Source organism: Riemerella columbipharyngis (assembly GCF_900101995.1).
Lineage (GTDB): Bacteria > Bacteroidota > Bacteroidia > Flavobacteriales > Weeksellaceae > Riemerella > Riemerella columbipharyngis.
Map to the genome: position 1 here is coordinate 52,920 of NZ_FNAS01000001.1, position 26,516 is coordinate 79,435.

Genomic DNA, 26,516 nt, shown 5'->3' on the forward strand with positions numbered 1-26,516 from the left:
TAAGAAAAATGTTTTATAATGTGGATGTTCAACTTAAAAATATTACCGAAAAAGAAATTTTTGATAAGTGATTTCTAAGATTATTCTGTGATAAAAAAAAATAAAAATTTTCATATTCTCGTGAAAATATGTATTTTCGCGAATTGATTTTAAATACTATAATTAAATGGCAGTTTTAAGTGAAATAAGAAAAAGACCATGGATTCTTATGGGCGTTATCGCTTTAGCTCTTCTTGCATTCTTGATTAACCCATCGAGTTTACAGAAAGCATTTGGCACAAATCCAAATATTTTAGGAAAGGTTAATGGCGATGAAATTACCAGAGACGAATTTAATCAGCAGCTTACAATGCTTCAAAATCAAGCTCAGAGTCAAGGGCAGCCTACTGCCGGTTTAGAAGAACAAGCGTGGCAAAGCCTTGTGCAGTCTAAACTTATCAAACAGCAATTTGATAAATTAGGGCTTAAAATGACGGATGATTTCTTTTGGAATCAGATTCAGTACGATCCTATGTTTGCCCAAAACCCTCAGTATTTTGACGCAAAAGGAAACTTCAAGGTTACAGAGCTTAAAAAACAAATAGAGCAGCTTAGAACAAGCGGCAAAGCCCAAGAGTACAACCAGTGGTTGAATATCAGAAAATCCATTGAATACAGGATAATGGCAAGGCAGGTATTGGGGAATGTCGTGGGTGCTATTACCACAAGCAAACCAGAGGCGAGTCTGTTGCTTAAAAATAGAGATCAAGTAGCAGATATTAGCTATGTGAAAATTGATTATGCTGCCTATGCCCAAAAACATCCGGTAAAAGTAACGACCAAAGATCTGGCAGACTTTATAAAAAAGCATCCTATAGCATTCAAAACAGAGGCTGCAAGAAACATAGCTGTTGCTTATTTTCCTGCCACACCAAGTGCTAATGATGATAGTCTTGCGCTTAAACAACTTAATCAATTATACAAAACTGACGAAGAAAACTTTACAAATACTAAAAATGACTCTTTGTTTGTGGAAATCAATTCTGAAGCACCTGTGAAATATCAATATGTTTCTATCCAAGATGTTCCGCAGGAAGCTCAGGAATTCGTTAAATCTGCAAGTGTAGGGCAATACTTCGGACCATATAAATCAGGAGAGAAATATTATGTAACTAAATTGGAAGGGAAAACAGAAGCTACGCTTCCAAAGCATATTTTAATCTCTTATGCAGGAACCGATGTGGCGAAGCAATACCCTTCTATCAAGAGAACTAAAGAACAAGCTAAAAAATTAGCAGATAGTATAGCTGCCGCAGTGAAAGCAGATCCTAATAAATTCAATGAATTTGTGGGGCTTTCCGCAGATGTTAATTCAGCCAGACAAGGCGGTCTTTTGCAGTGGGCTGTTGCCGGTCATAGCGGTATGGTAAAACCTTTTGCCGATTGGATAGACTCTAATCCTAAGGATGCAGTAGGTGTCGTGGAAACCCAGTTTGGTTACCATATTATCGTTAATCAAAACAAAATGCCTGTTTATAAAATTGCCAACTTGGCAAAAGACATTACAGCATCTAAAAATACTCAGGATAAAATATATGCAGATGCCAATAAATTTATCCAAAGTGTGCAAGGAAAAAGCTTTAATGATTTTTCTAATTTAGCTAAAAAAGGTAATTATATTTTCCTTAATCCAAAACAAGTTAATCGTTTTCAGGGAGCTATACCGGGATTAGGGACAGATAAAGACGATGCTGTTTTGGCTTGGGCGTTTGATAAGAAAACCAATAGAGGAGATACCAATATATTCACTACAAGCGATGGGGGGTATATCGTAGCGTATCTTAATGGTAAACAGGAGGCAGGGCTTTCTGATCCCGAAACAGTAAGAGATAGAATAGAAGATATTGTAAAAAATGAGATCATTGGAAAACAAATCAGTGAGCAGATAAAAAATGCAAAAGCAGGTTCATTAGAGAAGGTTGCATCGATGTTTGGTGTTACTGTTCAAGAAGGGCAAATCAATATACTGAATCCTTCTATAGGAAATGCGATGGAGCCTAAAGTTGCAGGTGCCGCATTTGGCATGGAAAAAGGACATTTGTCTATGCCGGTGGAAGGTAATACAGGGGTATTTGTTTTGGTAAGGAAAAATATTACTGAAAATAAACAGCCCGGAGATGTGGAACAAATCATACAGATGGTGAACCAACAAGGGGCACAGATGTTTAGCCAAAGCCTTATGAAGAGTTTAGAAAATAGTGCAGACATTAAAGATTACAGGATCGAAGTATTCAGTAATAAGGAACAAAACTAAATTTAGATTTGTTATAAATAGATAATAAGAGCGGCTAAATGGCCGCTTTTTTGATGTTGAAAATTAAAAATCTTATCTTTGCTGAATAAATAAACACAATGAAGTATTCTAAAGAATTAAAAGCAGGGCTTATCACTCTGTTAGCGATAGTAGGGTTTGGAGTTTTGTATCAATTTATGAAGGGGAAAAGTATTTTTACCACAGATGATGTCTATTATATAAAATATGATAATGTACAAGGGCTGGCTGTTTCAGATGCAGTCTCCATCAATGGTCTAAAAGTGGGGCAGGTAGACAAGATTATACCAATAACCAATAAAGATGGGCGTATTACCTTTGTCGCAAAAATATTGGTGGATAAAGAATTTAAATTTTCCAAAAATTCTATAGCACAGATATTTGAACCCGGACTGATGTCGGGGAAAGAAATTAAAATCAATTTGGTCTATGATAACACAGAAGCAAAATCCGGAGATACTTTATCTGGAAATTATCAGGTTTCTACGATTAACAGCTTGTCTTCACAAGTGAAACCGGTAAAAGATCAATTAACCAGTGTTTTAGCAAAATTGGATTCTACTTTGGCAAGTACCAATAAAATAGTAGATGAGCAAAATAGACAAGAGATTAGGCTGTTGCTCAGTAATCTTAATAAAACGGTTGAGTCTTACCGACAAACTTCGGTGAATGCCAATAATCTTTTGACGAAGAATGAACCAAAGATAGAAACAATGCTGGATAATGCCAATCAAGCTACGATGAGTGCAAAGGAAGCTTTGGATAAATACGGAAAAGTGGCAGAGAGCGTAGATGTACAGAAACTTAATCAGACGATTGATAATCTTAATCAGACCTCGTCTAAATTAAATCAAATCATTTCTCAAGTCAATTCCGGAGAGGGATCCTTAGGTAAATTGACAAAAGACGATCAACTTTATAACAACCTTAATAAAACTTCTGAAAATCTAAATTCATTAGTGAAAGATATAAAAGAAAACCCTAAACGCTATCTTAATATATCTGTTTTTGGTAAATAAAATCTAAGAGGATGCAATATATCGATAATATCATATTTGTTATTTGTATCGCTACCGGTTTTGGACTTTTTGCTAAAAGTTTGAAGGAAATATACCGCAATATAAAACTTGGAAGATCCGTCACTCGTTCGGATTATAAAAAGCAACGATGGAAAGTAATGGCAAAAATTGCATTGGGGCAGGGTAAGATGACGAAACGTCCCATAGCTGGAGTATTGCATATTATGGTTTATGCGGGGTTTATGATTATCAATCTTGAAATGATTGAAATCCTTGTAGATGGAATTTTTGGTACACACCGTTTTTTATCTATGATTCTTGGGCATACGCTCTACAACGGATTTACTGCGACATTAGAAGTGATGGCGCTTTTGGTAACCTTCTCGGTGGTTGTATTCTTTATCAGAAGGAATGCGATGCATATCCGAAGGTTTAATATGAAAGAGATGTTTGGTTGGCCCAAGCACGATGCCAATTGGATTCTTGTAATAGAATTTGTTTTAATGATGGCGTTCTTTACAATGAATGCCTCTGATTACCAGCTACAGCTAAGGCATATTCTGCCGGAGCATGGTTATTTCCCATTTAGCAGTCATTTAGGATTTTTCGGATATTTCGGGAATACGGCATTGGAGTTTATGGAGCGTGGAGCGTGGTGGCTGCATATTTTAGGGGTATTATTCTTTATGAATTACCTCTATTATTCCAAGCATTTACATATTATTCTTGCCTTTCCGAATACTTGGTATTCTAATCTTAATTCGAAAGGAGAGCTTGATAATTTGGAGTCTGTAACTAAGGAAATTAAACTGATGATGGATCCTAATGCAGACCCTTACACCACGTCGCCAGAGACAGAGGGCGGAGTACCTGCGAAATTCGGAGCGGAGGATATCTTTGATTTAGACCAAGTTCAGTTGCTGAATGCTTATACTTGTACAGAGTGTGGGAGATGTACCGTCTCTTGTCCGGCTAATATTACAGGGAAAAAATTGTCCCCAAGACGCATAATGATGGCAACAAGGGATAGAGTAGAGGATGTAGGGAGAAATATTAATAAAAACGGGAAATTTGTAGATGATAATAAAAAACTTTTAGACGACTATATTTCTCGTGAGGAACTTTGGGCTTGTACTACTTGTAATGCTTGTGTGGAGGCGTGTCCGGTGCTTATCAGCCCATTATCTATTATTATTGAGATGAGGCGGTTTCTGGTAATGGAACAGTCGGCAGCACCTCAGGAGCTCAACCTGATGATGACCAATGTGGAAAACAATGCGGCACCTTGGCAATATAATCAAGCGGACAGACTGAATTGGGCGAATGAAAATTAATAATAGTTCAAAAAAGCTATCTTAATTAAGTAAAGATAGCTTTTGTATTTCGGTGGGTATGTAAATTTAGTTAATAGGTTAGTTCAATAGGATTGTTTTTCTTTTTGGCTCTGTTTTGAACTTTCTTTATGGCATCTGAACCAATGAAAATGCCAGATTTTCTAAGTTCTTCACCTAAATTATTAATGTGATTTTTTTAGCATTCAAATATTCTTTTTTCGTTACATTTTTGCTGTTAATTTGGCGATTTTCTAATTCAATAGTTTTATGACGCTTAGAGAGATTTTTAAAACTAATTAACTCAAATTTATAGAATCCTTTTGTATCTTCTATTTTAATTATAAGCCCGGGTAAGCCACTAAATTTGTAAGGACCTTCCGATAGAGGAATATCTTTAGCATACCAAGCTTTGTATTGTCTTCCTCCATAGTTTGTATATGCTACCCCACAATCTATATTTGCAATCTTATCATTTTCATTAGATATTTTCCATGTCAAATTAGGATGTTCAACATAATGCACTGAAAGTTTTGCTGAAATATCATTATAAAATAAGAGTTCATTGTTAGAATAATTTTTAACAATTCTATAAGGAAAAGCGGTCTTAGGGAACTTAGATAAATCCAAAATTGCTACACTATTACCTTCTTTAATATACGAGTTCTTTATAGAATCTCTTTTGTATTTATTGGTACTTAAGAAAAGAGATTTGTTTTTACCAATAAGTAATAGGAATTCCTCACTATCTTTACTGTAGATATTGGTAGAATCATTTTGGTAATTTAGCCAGTACTCACACTGTATTTTCAAGCTGTCTATAGCTTTTTCTTGTGCATAAAGAAAATTAACACTTGTGACTAACAATAGAAAGATATATCTCATTTTTTTGAATTAATAGAGTGTCCGAAAAGGCGAACATATTTTCTGAGAATAGAATCAGATGTGAATATTTTAGTAAGAGTGTTCAGAACTTTTTGGACACTCCGATGTTATTTATTTCCCACAAATTTCATCATCGGCCTGTAAAATTAAATTTACAACTCCGGAGTAGAGTCTCCACATGCTATGCCATGTATGCTACAAGATAGTGTAAAAGGGAAACAACCACTTTCATTTTGTTCTTTTGACGAACAGTTTTTTTCTGTTTTTTCTGATACCTTTTTATTGACTTTATCGTCAATATTGCCATCTTTTGCGGCAGCTGATCCTACAACTAATAATGTTGCGATAAAAAAAGATTTTTTTCATAATATTAAATTTAAGAATTTGTACTTGACAAATATAATGGTGTTTTTTTATATCACAAACAATAAAAACTTTTTTTTATTCAATATGCAAGTGAATATTGTCCAGAAAAACTTTTATATATTTGTAAATTATTAGAATTATATGGTAATAAAAACAATGGCAGAATATGCCGCCGAAGGAAGAGCCCCCGAAGTACTTTTTTGGGTGGGCTGTGCTGGCAGTTTTGATGACCGTGCTAAGAAAATTACCCGAGCGTTCTGTAAAATTCTCAGTCATATAGGCGTAGAGTTTGGCGTATTGGGACAGGAAGAAAGTTGCACCGGAGATCCTGCAAAAAGAGCCGGAAACGAGTTTGTCTTTCAGATGATGGCGCTTACAAATATTGAAATCCTTAATGCTTATGAGGTTAAAAAAATCGTAACGGCTTGCCCTCATTGTTTCAACACTCTTAAAAATGAATATCCGGGATTGGGGGGGCATTATCAGGTGATGCACCATACTCAGTTTTTGAAACAATTGATGGAGGAAGGGAGGCTGAAAGTAGAAGGCGGAAGTTTCCAAGGAAAAAAAATCACCTTTCACGACCCTTGTTATCTCGGTAGAGGAAACGGAGAATACGAAGCGCCAAGACAACTTTTGCAGAAATTAGACGCAGAGCTGGTGGAGATGAAACGCTGCCGCCAGAATGGGCTTTGCTGTGGAGCAGGTGGTGCACAGATGTTCAAAGAACCGGAGAAAGGGAAAAAAGATATCAATATAGAAAGAACAGAAGAAGCACTGAAAGAAAATCCCAATATCATAGCGACGGGATGCCCTTTCTGTAATACGATGATGACCGATGGCGTGAAGCACTTTAATAAGAATACGGAGATAGTAGTAAAAGACATTGTAGAATTATTGGCAGACGCCAAAGAACTTTAATACTTTTGATTATGAAAATTGACGAAAGCAATATTGTAGAGACTAATGACTATCGGGTGCTGATATACCCTGCATCTCGCCCGTTCACGGCGAAAGAGAGTAAAGTCATTACCGAAAAACTATTTGATTTTCTATCGACTTGGGCAGCTCATGGTAAGCCACTATCTTCATCTTTCAAGATTGAAAAAAATCAGTTCATTATAGTAACTGTAGATGAGGACAAAGAGTCGGCGTCCGGTTGTTCCATTGATGCCTTGGGCGGTGTAATGAGAGAGCTGGACAGTGCATTTAGTTTTGGTCTTTTTGATAGAATGAAAGCCTATTATCTACAAGACAACAAAGTGAAAACACTTCCTCTAAAAGACTTCAAAGAGGGATTGAGAAACGGCACTATCCCTCATAATATAGAAGTATTTGATTTTTCAAAATCTACTTATGTTGCTTTTTTATCAGATTTTCTTTTACCGCTAAAAAGAAGCTGGGCGGGGATTTATGTAGATTAAAAAGCTCTATTTTTAGATTAGCCGCCTAAATTTTGATAGTTAAATCTTACTCATTGTAAATGAAATGGATTTCGCTAATAAATGTGTATTTTCGCTTTATCGTTTATGAAGAAAAAAATACTATTTGTTGTCTATGTAAGTACTTAATATGAGAAAATTTATCAAAAATTTTATTGATAATAAAGGTGTTTGGGTAATGTTTTCTTTGGTATTGGTCAAAGTTGGTTTTTTTGTGATGAATATTCTCATTATCAGATGGCTTACAAAAGAAGATTATGGCAGAATTTACATAGCAATTAATTATGTAAGTTTTTTTATGGCTATGGTAGGAATGGGAAATTATCAAGGAGTTTTGAGGTACAATTCTATAATGAAAAAAGGGAGGAAGAGTACCTTGATTAAGGATTATGCGATGGGAGAGGGGCTCAAGAGACAAATGCTCTTAAACATAGGGATGCTGATATTGGCATTTGTGTTTTTTGGTAGTAGATTTAGTATTTTGGAAATTATAGCGTGGCTGAGTATCCGTTTCTTAGGGTTTTATTTTTTAGAGTTTGCCAAGGTAGAAGCCCGTTCGGATTTTGATAATAAAAAATTTGTATTGTACGATGTTTCTTATACTTTGTCTTCGTTGATTTTAGGAATAGGGCTGACTTATTTTTTCGGTGCAAAGGGTTACCTCACCAGCCTTTGTGTAAGTCCTTATGTTTTGTTTTTGTTCAAAAGGTTTCGCTTTAGCTTTCGCCGCCCTGAGATAGATTTTAATTTCAAAGAATTTTGGCACTTTTCGTGGGTAACGGCACTTACCACTCAGATATCAGGTTGGATTTTTATGTTGGATATTTTTATGATAGGAAATATGCTGCCCAATACTTCTGTTGTGGATTATAGGGTGGCATCTATTATCCCGTTCAATCTATTGTTCATAGGTCAAATATTTATGCAAACAGACTATCCCAAGCTGTGCAAAGAACATAGAAACATTCCTTTTCTCAAAAAGTATATTACCAATTATACCTTGGTGATGCTCGCATTTTCTGTGATAATATTTTTGGTGTCTCATTTTTTCTCTACGGAAATATTAGGAATTTTTGGTAAAAATTATAAAGACTCATCGTTGTTCAATATTTTAATTTTTGGAACGATGTCTGCTTTGCTCGTGAGGATTCCTTATGGCAATTTTTTGGCAGCATTGGGGAAATCTCATTGGAACTTGCTCATCGCCATTTTTATCAATCTATTCATTGTCGCAGGACTTTATTTTGTAATTCCAAAGTATGGGCTAAAAGGTGTGGCGTATTTTACGGTAGGTACAATCACTCTTTCCGGTGTTCTTTCTATGATGGCGTTCTTCCACGAAATAAAAAAATCCAATACCTTTGCAGAATGAAAAAAATATTGATTTTAATAATTTTAGGCGTTGCTGTTTCTTCTTGTAGAAAAGAAAATGTTCCTTCTCAAAAAATAGAGCAGGTTTTAAATATTTATGTGAAAAACAGTACAGGGAAAGATTTGTTGAATCCGAAAGATTCTACCAATTATATCTCGGTTTCTGCTGTTGATTTAAATGCCGATATAGATGGGGTGCAAGTGCCTTTGAACATTATGCAGAACGATAGTATCTATTTTTTACAATATATTGCCGGAGCGAGGCGTATTCTCAAAGATTCTTTATCTAAAGACGAGAAAACTTATTCTTCCGATATTGTCTTAAGTTTTAATAAAAACGTCAATCAACAGCTGGTGTCTACTACCGATACGTTAGGTTTGGAGTATTTTTGGTCGCCTTCTATGTTTAGACTTTCAGATGTGAAGCTCAATAATGTATCCCTCAAAAAAGGAAAATCAGGAAATCCTACAGAGGTGGTTATCGTCAAATAAAAATCGTAAATTTGCCTCACGAATTTCATTATTTATAAATAAAGATTAAAAATAAAATGTTACAAGTCCAATTTCTACGTGATAACAAAACGCGTGTTTTAGAAGGTTTAGATAAAAGAAATTTCAAAGAAAAGCACTTGGTAGAAGATGCCGTTTCTTTGGACGACCAAAGAAAGAAAATTCAGTTTGAGTTGGATGAGAATCTCGCTCAGATGAATAAAATATCCAAAGAAATAGGGCAGCTGATGAAAGAAGGCAAAAGAGAAGAAGCGGACCAAGCAAAAGCCCAAACGGCAAACTATAAAGAGAGTATCAAAGAGCTGCAACAGTCGCTTTCTGAAACAGAGGAAAAGCTGAAATCCGTTCTGTACCTTATTCCAAATATCCCTTGCGACAAAGTGGTAGCGGGGACTTCTGCCGATGATAACGAAATTGTATATCAGTCTCAGGAGGTGAAAGGAATAGGAGAGGGGGCGGTTCCTCACTGGGAATTGGCACAAAAATATAATCTTATAGATTTTGAATTGGGGGTAAAGATTGCCGGAGCCGGTTTCCCTGTTTATTTGGGCAAGGGAGCGCGTTTGCAGAGGGCATTAGTGCAGTATTTCCTTGATAAAAATACAGATGCGGGATACCTTGAGGTAAATCCGCCTCATGTGGTAAACGAAGCATCGGGGTATGGTACCGGGCAGCTGCCTGATAAAGAGGGACAAATGTATTTTGTAAATGAGGATAACCTATACCTTATCCCGACTGCAGAGGTGCCGGTAACTAATATTTATCGTGATGTCATCCTTGATGAAAAGCAATTGCCTATAAAAAATACGGCTTTTTCTCAGTGCTATCGTAGAGAAGCGGGAAGCTATGGTGCTCATGTAAGGGGGCTCAATAGATTGCATCAGTTTGAGAAAGTGGAAATCGTAAGAATAGAAAAACCGGAAAATTCTTATGCTGCATTAGATGAGATGGTGAAGCATGTTCAAGGGCTATTGGAAGACTTGGAACTGCCTTATCGTATATTGAGATTGTGCGGAGGAGATATGGGCTTTACTTCTGCGCTGACTTATGATTTTGAAGTGTGGAGTGCTGCGCAAGAAAAATGGCTGGAGGTATCTTCTGTATCAAATTTTGAAAGTTTTCAGGCCAACCGTTTGAAATGCCGTTTCAAATCAGGTGAAGGAAAATCTCAATTGGTGCATACGCTAAATGGCTCTGCAATGGCATTACCGAGAATAATGGCCGCGTTGTTGGAAAACAACCAAACCCCGGACGGTATCAAGATTCCAAAAAAAATTGCAGAATATACGCGGTTTGATAAAATTGATTAAAAAAAAATAAACAATCCTTCTGTTGAAAAATAGAAGGATTGTTTATTATTAAGAGTTGTAGAATTATTACATCTCCTTTTTCAAAAATTTTCCTGTTAGGGATTTTTTGTTTTTTATAATTTCTTCCGGTGTACCTTCTGCTACTATTTTTCCACCGCTTTTTCCCCCTTCTGGACCTATGTCTATGATATGGTCGGCAAGTTTTATCACATCCATATTATGCTCGATAATAATGAACGAATTACCTAAATTCACAAGTCTATCGATGGCTTCCATCAAAATTTTTATATCTTCAAAATGCAATCCTGTAGTCGGTTCGTCCAAAATATAGAGTGTGTTACCGGTTTGCTTTTTGGCTAGTTCGGTAGCGAGTTTTATACGCTGTGCTTCTCCACCGGATAGAGTAGTGGATTGCTGTCCGAGGGTAATGTATCCCAATCCTACATCTTGGAGGGTTTTAATTTTATTGTAAATTTTAGGAATGGGGTGGAAAAACTCAGAAGCCTCATCGATGGTCATTTCAAGGATATTAGAGATAGATTTTCCTTTATACCTGATTTCAAGTGTTTCACGATTAAAGCGTTTCCCGTTACAGGTTTCGCAGTGGACATAGACATCCGGCAAGAAGTTCATTTCAATTACTTTTAGTCCTCCGCCTTGGCAGGTTTCGCAGCGTCCGCCTTTCACATTAAAGGAAAATCTTCCAGGTTTATAGCCTCGTATTTTACTCTCCGGAAGTTCTGCGAATAGAGCCCTAATATCGGTGAAAATACCGGTGTAAGTGGCAGGGTTAGAGCGTGGTGTTCTTCCGATAGGGGTTTGGTCCACATCTACGATTTTGTCTATGTTTTCTATCCCTTCAATGGATTTGTAGGGCAGTGGTTCTTGGATACTGTGGTAGAAATGCTTATTGAGGATAGGATAGAGGGTTCCATTGATTAAGGATGATTTTCCGCTTCCAGATACCCCTGTAACTACCACCAGCTTTCCGAGAGGGATGTTTAGTGTTACATTTTTTAGATTGTTGCCTGTGGCTCCTTTCAGGATAATATTTTTGCCATTGCCCTCTCTTCGGTTTTTAGGGATTTCAATGTTTTTTTTACCCGTAAGATAATCGGCGGTAATGGTATCGGCTTTTATTAAATCTTTCGGGCTGCCTTGCCAAAGGATTTTTCCGCCGTGTATTCCGGCTTTTGGTCCTATGTCCAAAACATGGTCGGCTTCCAAGATAATGTCTTTGTCGTGCTCTACTACTAAAACAGAATTGCCTATATCCCTCAAGTTTTTCAGAGAGTGGATTAGCCTTTCATTATCTCTTTGGTGTAAGCCGATAGAAGGTTCATCTAAAATATAGAGAACATTGACGAGCTGAGAACCGATCTGAGTGGCTAATCTTATACGCTGGGATTCTCCTCCGGAGAGTGTTTTGCTACTTCGGCTGAGGCTGAGGTATTCTAATCCTACATCTAATAAAAATTGCAGGCGGGTTTCTATTTCTTTTAGAATTTCGTTGGCAATGATTTTATTTTTAGCACTAAATTTATTTTTTATCTGTTTGGTCCAATCTTTAAGTTCTGTAAGGCTCATTGCATTTACTTCCGCAATATTTTTTCCGTCAATGCGGAAAGCCAAGCTCTCTTTTTGCAAGCGTGTGCCGTTACATTCCGGGCAAGTTTCTTCAGAAGAAAATAGGCGTTCTATTTTTGCAGCTTCGTGGTTATCTGTATTTTCTATTATTTTTTCTAAAATGGGGATTATTCCGTCGAAGTTTATTTTAAGTTTTTTAGAGATACCGGCGTGTTTCAGGCTTTTTGTGATTTCTTTTTGGCAGCCGTAGAAAATCATATTTTTTACTTCTTTTGGTAGGTCTTTGAAAGGAGTTGTAAGGCTGAGGTCGGATAATTCTAAAATATTTGTAATTTGAGATTTTATCCATTTAGTATTGCTTAGTACTTCCAAAGGGGATAAAGTTTTAAGGGTGGAGAAGTCCGGATTTTCTATAATATTTTCTTCTCTGATTTTTTTTACGGTTCCTAATCCTTTGCAAGTAGGGCAGCTTCCTTTCGGCGAATTAAAAGAGAAGGTATTGGGCTCCGGTATAGGAAGGGCATTTCCGGTAGATACATCCATTAAGTTTTTCGAAAAGTATCGGAACTCGTTATCCCCAAACTTTTGGATCATTACTACACCTTCTCCCATCTCTAGAGCTGTTTTTAGGGATTTTTCCATTCGGCTTTCGGTATTGCTTTCACCTATAATCCACCGGTCTATTACTACTTCTATGTCGTGGGTTTTGTAGCGGTCTAGTTTTAGGTCGTATTCTATATCTTGGAGTTCTCCGTCTATTCGTGCTTGGGAATATCCTTTTTTAGCCAATTGTACGAAAAGCTCGTGATAATGCCCCTTTCGGGAACGAATGAGGGGAGCTAGCAACAATATTTTTTCTCCGTTGTAGGTTTCTTTTATTTTTTCTAAAATTTGTTCAGGAGTGTGGCTTACAAGCAGTTCTCCCGATTTCAAGGAATACGCATCGGATACTCTAGCAAAAAGAAGCCTTAGAAAATCATAGAGTTCTGTTACTGTGCCTACGGTAGATCTTGGATTCTTGTTGGTGGTTTTTTGTTCGATAGCAATTACGGGCGAGAGTCCCTCAATTTTATCTACATCAGGACGTTCCAGACCTCCAAGGAATTGCCGTGCGTATGCCGAAAAAGTTTCTATATAGCGTCTTTGTCCTTCTGCGAATATGGTATCAAAAGCCAGCGAAGACTTTCCACTGCCGGAGAGTCCAGTGATGACCACGAGTTCGTTTCTTGGGATTTTTACATCAATGTTTTTCAGATTGTGCTCTCGTGCACCGTATATTTCTATGAATTCTTTTTCGTTCATCTTGCAAAGTTAATAAGAATAGATTTAAGGAAGAGCATCGTACATTCTTTATTGTTGTGTCTAAATGGCAGTGGGGAAATGTCTAAATGGCATATTTGAATTGTCGGAATAATTATTGACTGCTCTCTCAAAATATGCAGGTTGAGAATTTCATTATTCGAATAATGTATATGAATATATATACTTATTATAATAAACAAAATAATTGTATATTTGCGATTGCATATTGATGTGGTTTTAGACTAAAATAGACAAAAAACAGTGTGGTTACTGGCTTTTTATTGAGCAAAACATATGTTTTTTGTTGGTGAAAACCACTAGATTGATTATTAAATAAAATACTTTTCAAAAATATAGATTATGTATTGGACATTAGAACTTGCATCTTATTTAAGTGACGCTCCATGGCCTATGACTAAGGCAGAGCTTATAGACTATGCCATTAGAACGGGAGCTCCTATGGAAGTGGTAGAAAATCTCCAAGCTATAGAAGATGAAGGAGAAATCTACGAAAGCATAGAAGAGGTATGGTCGGACTATCCTACGGATGAAGACTTCCTCTGGAATGAAGACGAATATTAAAAATTAAAAATGATACAGGTAGTCCTGCTTGCTGTCTGTATCATTTAATTTATAATCCTAAGCAGAATAATGCCATTCTAAAATTGGCTAAAATAAATTTATTATGAGTTTTTTTAATACAATTCTCAAAGGTTTTTTAGGTAATAAAAATGAAAAAGATCTAAAAGAAGTAAGAAAAATAGTAGCTAAAATAAAAGCCTTTGAGCCTAAAATAGAACAGCTGTCGGATCAAGAGCTTAGACAAAAAACTATTGAATTTCAAGATAAAATAAAGTCTGCAACAGATAAGGTAACTTCTCTAATCTCCGAGCTTAAAGAAAAAATACAATCTACTACAGATGTAGATGAAAAAGAAGGCTATTTCGAGAGAATAGAAGTCTTGAAAAAAGAAGCTTACCAAATAGAGGAAAAGGTACTACAAGAGATCTTACCAGAGGCTTTCGCTGTAGTGAAAGATACCGCCAGAAGATGGGCTAAAAATGGAGAAATAAGAGTAAAAGCTACGGATAGAGATAGAGAATTGGCTGCCACAAAAGACTTCGTGAAAATAGAAGGTGATGAGGCGGTATGGCTTAACCATTGGGATGCTGCCGGTACAAGTGTGGAATGGGATATGGTTCACTACGATGTACAGTTCATAGGCGGTGTGGTACTACACAACGGAAAAATTGCCGAGATGGCAACAGGTGAAGGTAAAACCCTTGTGGGAACTTTGCCTATATACCTTAACGCATTACCGGGAAGAGGGGTGCATGTGGTTACAGTAAACGACTATCTTGCCCGGAGGGACTCTGCGTGGATGGGACCTTTATACGAATTTCACGGGCTTTCCATAGACTGTATAGACAATCACCAGCCGAATTCGGATGCCAGAAGAAAAGCTTACCAATGCAATATTACCTATGGTACAAATAACGAGTTCGGGTTTGACTATCTAAGGGATAATATGGTAACCAATCCTAATGAAATGGTTCAGGGAGAGCTCAACTATGCTATCGTGGATGAGGTAGACTCTGTACTTATTGACGATGCGAGAACACCGCTCATCATTTCAGGTCCTGTACCTCAGGGAGATAAACACGAATTTGATTTGCTAAAACCTTCGGTGGATAGAATTGTTAATATTCAGAAAAAAACGGTTTCTAATATCTTTCACGAAGCGAAGAAGCTCATCGCACAAGGCAATACCAAAGACGGCGGATTCAAATTACTCCAAGCGTACAGAGGATTGCCAAAAAACAGACAACTTATCAAATTCCTTTCCGAAACAGGGAACAAATCTTTGTTGCAAAAAGTAGAGGCGCAATATATGCAGGACAATAACCGCGATATGCCTAAAGTGGATAAAGACCTCTATTTTGTGATTGATGAGAAAAACAATCAAATAGACCTTACAGACAAAGGTGTAGAATATATGTCTCAAGGAAACTCGGATCCTCACTTCTTCGTCCTTCAAGATATAGGAACGGAGATTGCGGAACTTGAGGCTAAAAATCTTTCCAAAGAAGAAGAGTTTGCCCAAAAAGAAGAATTGTACAGGGAATACGCCATTAAATCTGAAAGAATTCACACACTTAACCAATTGCTAAAAGCTTATACATTATTCGAAAAAGATGATGAATATGTAGTGATAGACGGGGAGGTGAAAATAGTGGATGAACAAACAGGGCGTATAATGGAAGGACGCCGTTACTCCGACGGATTGCACCAAGCCATCGAAGCAAAGGAGAATGTGAAAATAGAAGCAGCAACTCAAACTTTTGCTACCATTACGCTTCAGAACTACTTTCGTATGTACAATAAGCTGTCCGGAATGACCGGTACCGCAGAAACAGAGGCCGGAGAGTTTTGGGAGATCTACAAATTAGATGTAGTGGTAATTCCTACTAACAGACCGATACAAAGACACGACAGACAAGACCTCGTGTATAAAACCAATCGTGAAAAGTATAATGCAGTTATAGAAGAGATAGAGAGGCTGACTTCCCAAGGGCGTCCTGTCCTTGTGGGAACTACTTCTGTGGAAATCTCACAGCTGCTTTCCAGAGCATTACAACTAAGAAAAATAAAACACCAAGTTCTTAATGCCAAACTACACAAGCAAGAAGCCGAAATCGTAGCAGAAGCAGGTGGTGCAGGAGTAGTAACTATCGCAACCAATATGGCAGGGCGTGGTACCGACATTAAACTTAAAGACCATGTGAAAGAGGCAGGAGGACTTGCCATCATCGGTACGGAAAGACACGACTCAAGACGTGTGGACAGACAGCTAAGAGGGCGTGCTGGGCGTCAAGGAGACCCAGGAAGTTCTCAGTTCTATGTTTCATTGGAGGACAACCTAATGCGTCTATTCGGTTCCGAAAGAATAGCCAAAATGATGGACAAAATGGGGCATAAAGAAGGAGAAGTGATCCAGCATTCTATGATTACCAAGTCTATCGAAAGAGCTCAGAAAAAAGTAGAAGAAAATAACTTCGGTATTCGTAAGAGACTTTTGGAGTATGACGATGTTATGAATAAGCAGAGAGATGTTATTTACAAGAGAAGAAAAAATGCACTCTTCGGAGATCATTTGAAGTATGATATCAATAATATGATTTTTGATGTAGCTCATTCTGTGGTTTCAGCAACTAAAGTGGAGAATAACTATAAGGAATTTGAATTTGAAATTATTAAATACTTTACGATGGAATCTCCTGTTTCTGAAAATGATTTCAAAAACAAATCCGTAGAAGATCTTACTCAGATTGTTTATAAAAAGGCAGCAGAAGACTATCAAATGAAGCTCAATTTGCTGAAAGAAAAATCTTTCCCAATTATCGAGAATGTATATCAAAATCAAGGTAATATGTTCAAGATGATACAAGTGCCTTTCAGTGACGGCATCAAAACAATGACTATCGTTACGGATTTGAAAGAAGCCTTTGAAAGCCATTGTGATACGATGATCAATGATTTTGAAAAAAATATATGCTTGGCGATCATTGATGAAAATTGGAAACTTCACCTTCGTGAAATGGATGATTTGCGTCGTTCTTCTCAGGGTGCTGTTTATGAGCAGAAAGATCCGCTTGTGATTTATAAACAAGAATCTTACTATCTATTTAGTGAAATGGTAGATAAAATCAATAAAGAGATTGTATCATTCCTCTATAAAGGGGAAATACCGGCATAGGTAACAATCAGTAAAAAGCAGCCCTCTCTCTGACCAGAGAGGGTTTAGCTTATCTAAAATATTTAATAATAACAACTAATTTTAATGGGACTATTTACGCAAATATTTCAGTTTATTCTAAGTATATCTATCCTTGTGATATTACACGAGCTGGGGCATTTTATACCGGCTAAGCTTTTCAAAACAAGGGCAGAAAAGTTTTTTCTTTTTTTCGATCCTGTGTTTTCTATTTTTTCTATGAAAAATATCAACGGAAAATGGCAATATCGTTTTTTGTCCAAAAATCTTCCTGATACAGAGACAATAATACAAGATGATGGAAAAGAGAAAAAAGTTCCTATAGACCTATCAAAACTTCCGGAAGATGATTGGAGGCGATACCCTGAAAGTACTAAATACGGTATCGGCTGGTTGCCTTTTGGTGGCTATGTGAAAATTGCAGGAATGATAGATGAAAGTATGGATATAGAGCAGATGAAGAAGCCGGCAGAGCCTTGGGAGTTTCGTAGTAAACCTGCTTGGCAGAGACTAATCATTATGCTGGGTGGGGTAACGGTTAATTTCTTTTTAGCATGGTTTATTTATTCGTGTCTTAGTTTTTTTTATGGAGAAACTTACCACGATAATTCCAAATTTCAAAACGGAATATTTGCTACGGAAGCCGCTCAAAAAATGGGGCTTAAAACGGGAGATAAGATTATTGCTATTGACGGAAAACCATCGGTTAAAATGGAACATTCTCTTATCAATATGTTGTTTGCCAATAATATTACCGTTATCCGAAATGGACAAGAAATAACATTCCGTATAAACGAAGATGGTGTAGCCGAAGTATTGAAATCTAATAAAGCTAAAATTTATTTTACAGCTCGTTTCCCTGCTGTAGTGGATAGCGTGCTCCCTAATTTCGGTGCCAAAGAAGCAGGACTGGAAAAAGGGGATAAGATTATTAGTGTGAATGGTATTTCTACTCCGTTTTATGACGATCTGGAATCTTTATTGGCTTCTCACAAAGGTAAAACCATAGCTATAGATATAGAGAGAAATAATGAAATTCTGCATAAAGACATCAGAGTGAATAGCGAAGGAAAATTAGGTTTTTTCCCTTCTGCGACTGTTATAGAAAAAGCGTTTGACCAAACAAAAGTAGTAAAGAAGTATTCTTTGTTAGAAGCGATACCAAGAGGTTTCTCAAGAACCATAGATGCACTTGTAATGCAGGTAAAACAGTTTAAAATTATATTTAACCAAAAAACACAAGGTTATAAAAAAGTATCCGGACCGATAGGTATTGTAAAGATGATGCCGGAGCAGATCAACTGGGAGTTATTCTGGAGTTTTACGGCTATGTTTTCAATTTGGCTAGCTTTCCTTAATCTATTACCGATTCCAGGGCTAGATGGTGGGCATGTGATGTTTACACTTTGGGAAATGATTACTGGTAAGCCAGTGCCACAAAAAGTATTAGAAAATGCCCAAATGATCGGCGTTATTCTCCTTATGGGACTGATGTTGCTGATTATTGGTGGAGATATTTTTAAACTTTTTAAATAATTTTTTCAGAAAAAATTTGGTTGGTATTAAAAAAGTTTCTATATTTGCACCACGAAAAATGAACAAAACATTCCTCCTTAGCTCAGTTGGTTAGAGCATCTGACTGTTAATCAGAGGGTCGCTGGTTCGAGCCCAGCAGGAGGAGCCAAAAAGACTTACAGAAATGTAGGTCTTTTTTATATCTTTAATAAGATCTTTGGGGTGTTGTGAAAAATAGAAATCACCGTTTTACGAAAAAAAAGAGATTTTATTCCTTAGAAGCTACCTCATATTTATCAATTCTTCTAATGGTACTTCCAGAGCTTCGGCAATTCTGTATAGTGTGTATATACTAGGATTGGTTCTGCCTGATTCTATTCTCTAAATATTAGTAAGGGCTATTTCACCACGCATTTTACCCACAAGTTCAACCTGAGATCTCCCCTTAGATTCTCTTGCTTTTTTAATGCTTATTACCAATAATTTTAAGAATTTCTGCTTTTTCCAATTTGACTTATTTGACAAGTCAAAATTGCATCTTATATTTGTCTAATCAAATGCTATATATGACAAATTTTAAAATTATGAAAACAAAATTACTTTTATTATTTATGTTTATTTTCAAAATTCATTTGCTCAATACAATACAAATGATGAAAATGATTCATTTATCCTTATAACTGTTAAGGTTATATTGGCTATTCTTATATTTTATTTGTTATTTAGAGGTGTAAGCGTGGATAGAATCAAGAGGTAAAGAAAAATACCTGACTATTGATTCTTTTGGGGTAATTTATACTTTAGGATCCATTATAGTAATTAGCTTATTTGTATTGCATGTTTCTCAGGATGAATCAGAAAACAAACCTCTTATTAGAATAATTTTAAAAATCATATGTGCGCCTATTGTTTGTGGAGAAGCAAGTAAACAAAATAAAAATAAATATCTTTGGTTTATTTTAGGGGTAATAGAGTACCACGCTGCTTTATTAGTACTGATGAGGAGTAAAACTATTTTAAAGGTTGAGAAATCAAAAGATGAAAATATTCAAAAAGCAAATGAGGAATACATTGCAAAAATTAAAACCCTTGCTGAACTTAAAAATTCTGGAATTTTAAATGATGAAGAGCTGAAAATTAAAAAAGGCGAAATCCAAAATGAATATATACAAAAAATAGATAGAATAAGAGAATTAGCGATGGCTAATGCCAAAGAGAAAACCGAAGCGGAGCTATTTGAAAAACTAAAACAGGCTTACAACAGTGGAATAATTACCCAAAAAGAATTTGAAGAAAAATTTTTGTCCCTTGTCGATTCTGAAAAAGACAAAGAATTTAAGAGAGAATAAAGCTATTTAGTAAAATTAGGTCAAACATACAAAATTATATTTTAGAGATATCTGGAATGTATGTCTTTTGATTATAAGTTTGTTAGGTTTTTTATTCTTATGAGATGTATTTGTACGGAGTAGCCTTAGTTACTTAAACTCTCGATAATAGGCGATAAGTCCGTTGGTGGAGCTGTCGTGGTCGAGCCGAGATTTTTCGTCTTCGATTTCGGACAATATTTTACCGGCTAAAACTTTCCCCAGCTCTACGCCAAATTGGTCGAAGCTGAAAACATTCCAGATTACACCTTGTACAAAAATTTTATGCTCGTATAATGCAATCAGTTGCCCTAATGAAAAAGGTGTTAATTCCTTAAATAGAAATGTGTTCGTAGGTTTGTTGCCTCTAAAAATTTTATAAGGTAACGACGCTTGAATTTCGTCTGTATTTTTTCCCGATTGCTCTAATTCGGCTCTCACCTCTTCCTCTGTTTTGCCAAATGCCAATGCTTCTGTTTGAGCAAAGACATTTGCCAGCAGTTTCTCCTGATGGTCCGAAATCTTATTGCACGAATGAACATAGGCAATAAAATCCGATGGGATAAGCGAAGTCCCTTGGTGGATAAGCTGGTAAAAAGCGTGCTGCCCATTAGTACCAGGTTCCCCCCAAATGACAGGTCCCGTAGCATAATCTACAAAGTCTCTGTTTCTATCTGCCGACTTGCCATTGCTCTCCATATCCCCCTGCTGTAAATAAGCGGGAAAGCGTTCCAAATATTGTGAATAAGGTAATACAGCATAAGTATCCGCTGAGAAAAAATTGCGATACCAAATCCCTAAAAGTCCCATCAATACGGGGATATTCTCCGAAAATTCCGTTGTTCTAAAATGCACATCCGTATCGTAAGCTCCTCTAAGCAATTCCTCAAAATGCATATAGCCTACAGCTAATACAATACTCAGCCCAATGGCACTCCATAGTGAATAGCGACCTCCTACCCAGTCCCAAAATTCAAAAATATTTTCTTCTAAAATTCCAAAATCTACTACGGCTTTTTTATTTGTAGAGAGTGCTACGAAATGCTTTGCTACATCGTCTTTTTGTGCATCCGATTTCAAAAACCAATCTTTTGCAGAATGGGCGTTCGTCATCGTTTCTTGTGTCGTAAAAGTTTTGGAAGCAATGATAAACAAAGTCGTTTCAGGATTAAGATTTTTCAAAGTTTCCGCAAGATGATTACCATCTACATTTGATACAAAGTGGATATTGAGCCTTGTTTTATAGTGCTGAAGAGCTTTGCATGCCATCACGGGGCCCAGATCCGATCCTCCGATACCGATATTCACGACATCCGTTATCGCCTTACCGCTAAAACCTTTATGTGTCCCGGAAATCACGCGTTCCGAGAATACTTTCATTTTAGATAATACGGCTTTAATGGAAGGCTTTACATCTTTGCCATCTACCAAAATCGGGGTATCCGAAAAATCTCTAAGTGCAGTGTGAAGGACGGCTCTGCCTTCCGTTTCATTGATTTTTTCTCCGGAGAACATGGCTTCTATTGCTGCTTTTAGCTGGCATTCTTCGGCAAGTTCAAGAAGGGTTTCCTTGACTTCGGAATTGATTAAGTTTTTAGAATAGTCAAAAAGGAAATGGTCTGTCTTCATCGAAAACTCAGAAAAACGGCGGCTGTTTTCATTAAACAATATCCTTAAATCAAATTTTTGATTGTTAAATATTTGTTTTAATTTTTGCCAAGATTTAGTACTCTTAGGATTTATTTTTGGTAACATATTGTGTTTCTGTATTTATTGAATTTAATAAACCGCATAGCCTTTTATGCTAAAAAAGCCTACAAAGATAACTCTTTTTTGGATAATGGCTCTTGCACCGTCCTCCTCAGACTGATGCTTTTCCTTAAGATACACCAAGCCAAAGCTCCTAATTATACTATGTTTATTATAATTTTAGGTTGATTTTTCGTACTAATATTCTTATTGATTTTTTGTACTCTTGATAGCCCAAAAATCCTCTAATGAAACAATAAACACTTATAAAAGGATAGAGTATAGGGATTAATTTAAAGAATATTAAAAAATATTGTAAAGCCTTAATTTCATTAGTAGAAAATGCTATCTCATTAATATTAAAAATAAAATGAGCTATTGAATAAATCGAATTAACATCACTACTATAATATGAAATAAAACTAAGAAAAGCTGTGACAGACGCAAAAGAAAAACACGAACGAATTACATTCTGAAAAAAGCTAATATCTTTTTTGTAGCTACGCCGTGTACTTCTCATCACTTTCCAATCGAAAATCCAAATGAATATGATACTCACTAACACCAAAACCTGTAAAAATACCCAATAATAAACAGCGACATCAGGAAATTGCAATGCTAAAGCCACAAAAGCAAAAAATAAAGCCATATATATTTTTAAGCTTTTAGAGAGCAAACTGCCTTTTATGGATTTTTCAGTCTCCTTTTGTATTCTTGTAATCTTTTTTTCTGTAGGTATCCAGGTTCTGTTTACCATCGTAAGATCTTCATTCCAATACGCTTTTGCATTAAGGAAAGCTTCATCAAAGGTACAGTTTTCATCCTTCATCTGAGCTTCTATTTGTTCTGTCATATGGTCTTGCACCTCTACGAGAAGCTCCAGCGGCAAACGCTTTCTATTTAACAAATAATATATAATTTTCCGTGTTTGGTCTATCCTTAGCATAGTTTTGTCATTTTAAGATTGAAAATAGTATTCAGATTTGAGATATAGCTTACCATTTCCTCCTCTTTTTCCACTTGGTAGCGTTTCCCTTTTTCTGTGAGGAAATAGTACTTTCGGTCTCTCCCGTTGATATTTTGCACTTCGGATTCTATGATGCCATCGTTTTCCAATTTATGCAAAATAGGATATAGTGCTCCTTCTGTCATTGCCAGATGCCCGCTCGTCAGTTCCTTTGCCTGCTGAGTCATCTGATAACCGTACATTTTTTCACTTCTTGCAAGAAGTTTCAGGATAATATTCTGTAGCGTTCCTTTGTATAAAGCATTCTTTTTCATAAATGATAAAATTAATACATCACAAATATATGCATAATTTTCTTATATATTAAAATTAAACTTAATTATTAACCTCTTAGACGAATATTCGTTTTTCTTAAATGAGTGAGAGTAAATATTTTGAGACTATTGTAGTCAGTGGCTTTGTGATAAAAGTCATATTTTTTTATTTAGAATTATTATATTTTAAATTTTATCTTTGCAAAAAAAAAGCTTTGGAAAAAGGATTACGCGATTTTTATGGGAGGTTACTGCCTATTTCTGTGTTGTTATTCTTAAGTCAAAATATGGAAGCTCAGAAAGATTCCATAAAGAATAAAGATATAGAAGAGGTCGTAATAACAGGCTACAACAAAGTAAAGAACAGAGTATTCACCGGATCGGCAGTACAAGTTAAACTAAAAGATATTCAGCTAAACGGAGTAGCTGATGTTTCTCGAATGTTGGAAGGGAGAGTTGCCGGTCTTAATATCCAAAATGTAACAGGAACATTCGGTTCTGCACCAAGGATAAACATTCGTGGAGGTGCCTCTATCACGGGGAATGTACAACCGCTCTGGGTAATCGATGGTGCGGTGTATGAAGATATTGTAAGTCTTACCTTAGACCAATTGGTTTCAGGGGATGCTGTTACGCTGATCAGTTCGGCAATTGCCGGTATCAATCCTTCTGACATACAAGATATACAAGTACTGAAAGATGCTTCTGCAACCTCTATGTACGGTGCGAGAGCTCTAAACGGAGTGATTGTAATTACGACGAAATCAGGGAAAAGAAATTCCGCTAATAAAATATCTTACAATTATGAACAATCCTATAGAGATATTCCGTCTTATAATGATTATGACTTGCTAAATTCGCAAGAAACGATGTCTATATATAGAGAAATGGAAAACAAAGGCTATTTCTCTATGGCTAATACTTACTACGGCAGAAGAGCCGGCGTTTATTATCAAATGTATGATGCCATCAATACATTTGACCCCAATACTGGGAAATTCCTTTTGGAGAACACAGAAGATGCAAGGCTTGCTTTTTTAAGAAAATACGAATATGCCAATACTGATTGGTTCAAACAGCTATTTAGAATTACTCCGACACAAAATCATACCATTAGCTTTTCTGGAGGAGGTAAAAATACAGCTGCTTACGCATCTTTAGGATTTTTCAATGATACGGGGTGGTCTATTACAGATGAGGTAAAAAGACTCACTGCCAATATGAAAAATACCTTTTATATTAACAACAAACTCAAAGTAGAACTCGCCGCTCAAGGAAATATTCGGAAACAGAAAGCTCCCGGTACTTTTTCTCAAAGAAAAAACACTGTAATCGGCTCCTATGAGAGAGATTTTGATATAAATCCGTTCTCCTATGCACTGGGAACCAGTAGGACTCTGAGAGCAAAAGACGAAAATGGAAATTTAGAATATTATAGAAACAACTGGGCTCCTTTTAATATTCTTAATGAATATAATAATAACTATATGGATATTAATGTATTGGATTTCAAAATACAAACGGAGCTTGAATATAAAATTAATAAAAAATTAACCGCTAACTTCTTAGCGGTCGCCCGAAAAGCTCAAACAAAATCTAGACATTATATAAAAGAAAATTCTAATACCGTCCTTGCTTTTAGAGCTAATGATAATGCTAAGGTGGCAGACGAAAATATTTATCTCTTCAAAGACCCGGACCACCCTTTGGCTTTGCCTCAATCGGCTTTACCTAATGGTGGAATTTTTAACCAAACAGATAACAGCTTGGAAAGTTATCTGGTAAGAGCCTCCTTAGATTATAGTAAAAGATGGAATGCCCATGATTTAAAGTTATTCGGATTCAGCGAAGTAAGATATGCAGACAGAACGGTATCGCCGTTCCAAGGCTACGGTATTCAGTATGATAGAGGAAATCAAATCTATACCTCGCCTTTGATTTTTCAGAAACTAATCAATGACAATATCGACTACTTCGGGCTTATGATGCGTAGGGACAGAGGCGTTACATTCTCTGCAAATGCCACCTATGCCTACAACAATAAGTATGTGATAAATGCCGTAGGAAACTATGAAGGCTCTAATATCGCAGGAAAAGGTAGTAGAACACGCTGGCTGCCTACATGGAATGTCGGTGCGAAATGGAATATTCATAAGGAAAACTTCCTTAGCAATACGCCTTGGATTAGCACTTTGGCGCTTCGTGGCAGCTATGGTCTCACTGCAAAAATGAATGAAAATGCCATCAATTCCTTGGCGGTATTCAAAAGTGCCATCACCAATCGCTACAATATCAAAGACCGAGAAAATGAGCTAAACATACTCTATTTGGAAAATAGAGACCTTACTTGGGAAAAAATGTACGAAACCAACTTAGGACTGGACTTAGGACTATTTGGTAATAGACTTAATACCACAGTAGATGTTTATTCAAGAAAGTCTTTTGACTTAATAGACCTCATCCGAACCTCAGGGGTAGGCGGGCAATATTATAAGTATGCCAATTTCGGTGATATGGAGACAAAAGGGATAGAGTTTACCCTCAATTCTACCAATATAAAAAACGATAATTTTGAGTGGCAGACCAACCTTAGCTTAAGCTACTACAAACAAAAAATAACAAGATTACTCAACAACCCAAATACTTTTGACTTAGTATCAGGAACAGGACAAGGTAATGTGGTAGGTTATGCGAGAGGCTCTATTTTTTCTTTTGATTTTGCGGGGCTTAACTCTGAAGGACTGCCGACTTTTAATTTTGAAGATTATCCATTCCAAGGCAATATACCTTACCAAAATATATCAGGGGCTGATTTTTTAGATACAAATTATTCTCTTTCTTACCTTAAATACAATGGTAGTGTGGAGCCTAATTTCACGGGTGGATTTTCCAATACATTCTCATACAAAAACTTCTCGTTGTCTTTCTTTGTAACCTTCCAAGCCGGAAATAAGATTAGACTAAAACCTACTTATGATGCGGCTTATGGAGACCTTAATGTATTTTCAAAATATTACTTTGATCGTTGGGTAAATCCGGGAGACGAAGCTAAAACCAATGTGCCTGTAATTCCTTCTCAAGATCTTATCTCTTTACTCGGAAAAGAAAATATAGAAAGAGCTTATAACACTTATAATTACTCTCAGCTAAGAATAGCAGACGGTAGTTTTGTGAGAATGAAGAGTATATCATTAGGGTATAAAGTGCCGGAAGTGTATAGTAAAAGATGGGGCGTATCTTCGTTATCTTTCAGACTGCAAGCGGTAAACCCATTTTTAATCTATTCGGATAAAAAACTAAACGGGCAAGATCCCGAGTTTTATAGAGCCGGAGGAGTGGCTGTACCTATTACGAAACAATATTCTATTAGTTTAAATCTTGGATTCTAACGACTA

General features: G+C 36.3%; 19 protein-coding genes and 1 tRNA gene. 14 read left to right on the forward strand and 6 right to left on the reverse strand.

Annotation, left to right across the window (positions count from 1 at the left end):
- Positions 1-166: 166 nt before the first annotated feature.
- From BLS89_RS00225 to BLS89_RS00235, 3 genes are all read left to right on the forward strand, one after another.
- Positions 167-2,293: a peptidylprolyl isomerase gene (locus BLS89_RS00225; RefSeq protein ID WP_092735504.1), complete on the forward strand. Its 2,127-nt coding sequence runs from the start codon at positions 167-169 to the stop codon at positions 2,291-2,293.
- Between the two features lie 98 nt (positions 2,294-2,391).
- Positions 2,392-3,330 carry an MlaD family protein gene (locus tag BLS89_RS00230; protein ID WP_092735505.1) on the forward strand — a complete coding sequence of 313 codons (939 nt, stop codon included), beginning with the start codon at positions 2,392-2,394 and terminating at the stop codon, positions 3,328-3,330.
- A gap of 11 nt (positions 3,331-3,341) precedes the next feature.
- Positions 3,342-4,664, forward strand: coding sequence for a 4Fe-4S dicluster domain-containing protein (locus BLS89_RS00235; RefSeq protein ID WP_092735506.1), 1,323 nt, complete (start codon positions 3,342-3,344; stop codon positions 4,662-4,664).
- A 174-nt stretch (positions 4,665-4,838) separates the two neighbouring features.
- Here the strand turns inward: BLS89_RS00235 and BLS89_RS00240 are convergent, their stop codons facing one another.
- On the reverse strand, positions 4,839-5,546 hold the full coding sequence (locus BLS89_RS00240) for a GLPGLI family protein (protein ID WP_092735507.1): 708 nt from the start codon (positions 5,544-5,546) through the stop codon (positions 4,839-4,841).
- A 507-nt stretch (positions 5,547-6,053) separates the two neighbouring features.
- Here BLS89_RS00240 and BLS89_RS00250 point away from each other — a divergent pair.
- The 5 genes from BLS89_RS00250 to serS all read left to right on the forward strand — a co-directional run bounded on the left by BLS89_RS00250 (position 6,054) and on the right by serS (position 10,545).
- Positions 6,054-6,833, forward strand: a complete 780-nt coding sequence (locus tag BLS89_RS00250) for a (Fe-S)-binding protein (protein WP_092735509.1) — start codon at positions 6,054-6,056, stop codon at positions 6,831-6,833.
- An 11-nt stretch (positions 6,834-6,844) separates the two neighbouring features.
- On the forward strand, positions 6,845-7,336 hold the full coding sequence (locus BLS89_RS00255; RefSeq protein WP_092735510.1) for a hypothetical protein: 492 nt from the start codon (positions 6,845-6,847) through the stop codon (positions 7,334-7,336).
- Positions 7,337-7,484: 148 nt separating this feature from the next.
- The gene (locus BLS89_RS00260) at positions 7,485-8,726 is read left to right on the forward strand and encodes a lipopolysaccharide biosynthesis protein (RefSeq protein ID WP_092735511.1); all 1,242 of its coding nucleotides are present in this window, start codon (positions 7,485-7,487) and stop codon (positions 8,724-8,726) included.
- Complete coding sequence (locus BLS89_RS00265) at positions 8,723-9,217, forward strand: hypothetical protein (RefSeq protein WP_092735512.1); 495 nt, start codon at positions 8,723-8,725, stop codon at positions 9,215-9,217. The genes BLS89_RS00260 and BLS89_RS00265 overlap by 4 nt, the downstream gene beginning before the upstream one ends.
- Before the next feature lie 56 nt (positions 9,218-9,273).
- The gene (gene serS, locus BLS89_RS00270; protein ID WP_092735513.1) at positions 9,274-10,545 is read left to right on the forward strand and encodes a serine--tRNA ligase; all 1,272 of its coding nucleotides are present in this window, start codon (positions 9,274-9,276) and stop codon (positions 10,543-10,545) included.
- A gap of 66 nt (positions 10,546-10,611) precedes the next feature.
- Here the strand turns inward: serS and uvrA are convergent, their stop codons facing one another.
- Positions 10,612-13,434, reverse strand: coding sequence for an excinuclease ABC subunit UvrA (uvrA, locus tag BLS89_RS00275; protein ID WP_092735514.1), 2,823 nt, complete (start codon positions 13,432-13,434; stop codon positions 10,612-10,614).
- A gap of 360 nt (positions 13,435-13,794) precedes the next feature.
- On the opposite strand from uvrA, the gene BLS89_RS00280 reads away from it, so the two are divergent.
- From BLS89_RS00280 to BLS89_RS00295, 4 genes are all read left to right on the forward strand, one after another.
- Positions 13,795-14,016 carry a DUF2795 domain-containing protein gene (locus tag BLS89_RS00280; protein ID WP_002662059.1) on the forward strand — a complete coding sequence of 74 codons (222 nt, stop codon included), beginning with the start codon at positions 13,795-13,797 and terminating at the stop codon, positions 14,014-14,016.
- A gap of 103 nt (positions 14,017-14,119) precedes the next feature.
- Positions 14,120-17,191 (forward strand): preprotein translocase subunit SecA, encoded by a 3,072-nt coding sequence (gene secA / locus BLS89_RS00285; RefSeq protein ID WP_092735515.1) that lies wholly within the window; start codon positions 14,120-14,122, stop codon positions 17,189-17,191.
- An 84-nt stretch (positions 17,192-17,275) separates the two neighbouring features.
- Entirely contained in the window at positions 17,276-18,745 is a 1,470-nt protein-coding gene (gene rseP, locus BLS89_RS00290) for an RIP metalloprotease RseP (RefSeq protein ID WP_092735516.1), read from the forward strand.
- A gap of 71 nt (positions 18,746-18,816) precedes the next feature.
- Positions 18,817-18,893, forward strand: a tRNA-Asn gene (locus BLS89_RS00295).
- A gap of 113 nt (positions 18,894-19,006) precedes the next feature.
- On the opposite strand, the gene BLS89_RS11265 is transcribed toward BLS89_RS00295, so the two are convergent.
- Positions 19,007-19,102: a helix-turn-helix domain-containing protein gene (locus BLS89_RS11265; protein WP_317039403.1), complete on the reverse strand. Its 96-nt coding sequence runs from the start codon at positions 19,100-19,102 to the stop codon at positions 19,007-19,009.
- A 455-nt stretch (positions 19,103-19,557) separates the two neighbouring features.
- Here BLS89_RS11265 and BLS89_RS00305 point away from each other — a divergent pair, with 455 nt between their 5' ends.
- Positions 19,558-20,073: an SHOCT domain-containing protein gene (locus tag BLS89_RS00305; protein WP_092735517.1), complete on the forward strand. Its 516-nt coding sequence runs from the start codon at positions 19,558-19,560 to the stop codon at positions 20,071-20,073.
- Between the two features lie 129 nt (positions 20,074-20,202).
- Here BLS89_RS00305 and pgi read toward each other — a convergent pair whose 3' ends face one another.
- From pgi to BLS89_RS00320, 3 genes are all read right to left on the reverse strand, one after another.
- Complete coding sequence (gene pgi / locus BLS89_RS00310) at positions 20,203-21,846, reverse strand: glucose-6-phosphate isomerase (protein WP_092735518.1); 1,644 nt, start codon at positions 21,844-21,846, stop codon at positions 20,203-20,205.
- A 166-nt stretch (positions 21,847-22,012) separates the two neighbouring features.
- Positions 22,013-22,786, reverse strand: coding sequence for a hypothetical protein (locus BLS89_RS00315; RefSeq protein ID WP_092735519.1), 774 nt, complete (start codon positions 22,784-22,786; stop codon positions 22,013-22,015).
- Positions 22,780-23,121 carry a PadR family transcriptional regulator gene (locus tag BLS89_RS00320; RefSeq protein WP_092735520.1) on the reverse strand — a complete coding sequence of 114 codons (342 nt, stop codon included), beginning with the start codon at positions 23,119-23,121 and terminating at the stop codon, positions 22,780-22,782. Before BLS89_RS00320 ends, BLS89_RS00315 begins: the two co-directional genes overlap by 7 nt.
- Before the next feature lie 287 nt (positions 23,122-23,408).
- Here BLS89_RS00320 and BLS89_RS00325 point away from each other — a divergent pair, with 287 nt between their 5' ends.
- On the forward strand, positions 23,409-26,510 hold the full coding sequence (locus tag BLS89_RS00325) for a SusC/RagA family TonB-linked outer membrane protein (RefSeq protein WP_176763209.1): 3,102 nt from the start codon (positions 23,409-23,411) through the stop codon (positions 26,508-26,510).
- Positions 26,511-26,516 lie beyond the last annotated feature (6 nt).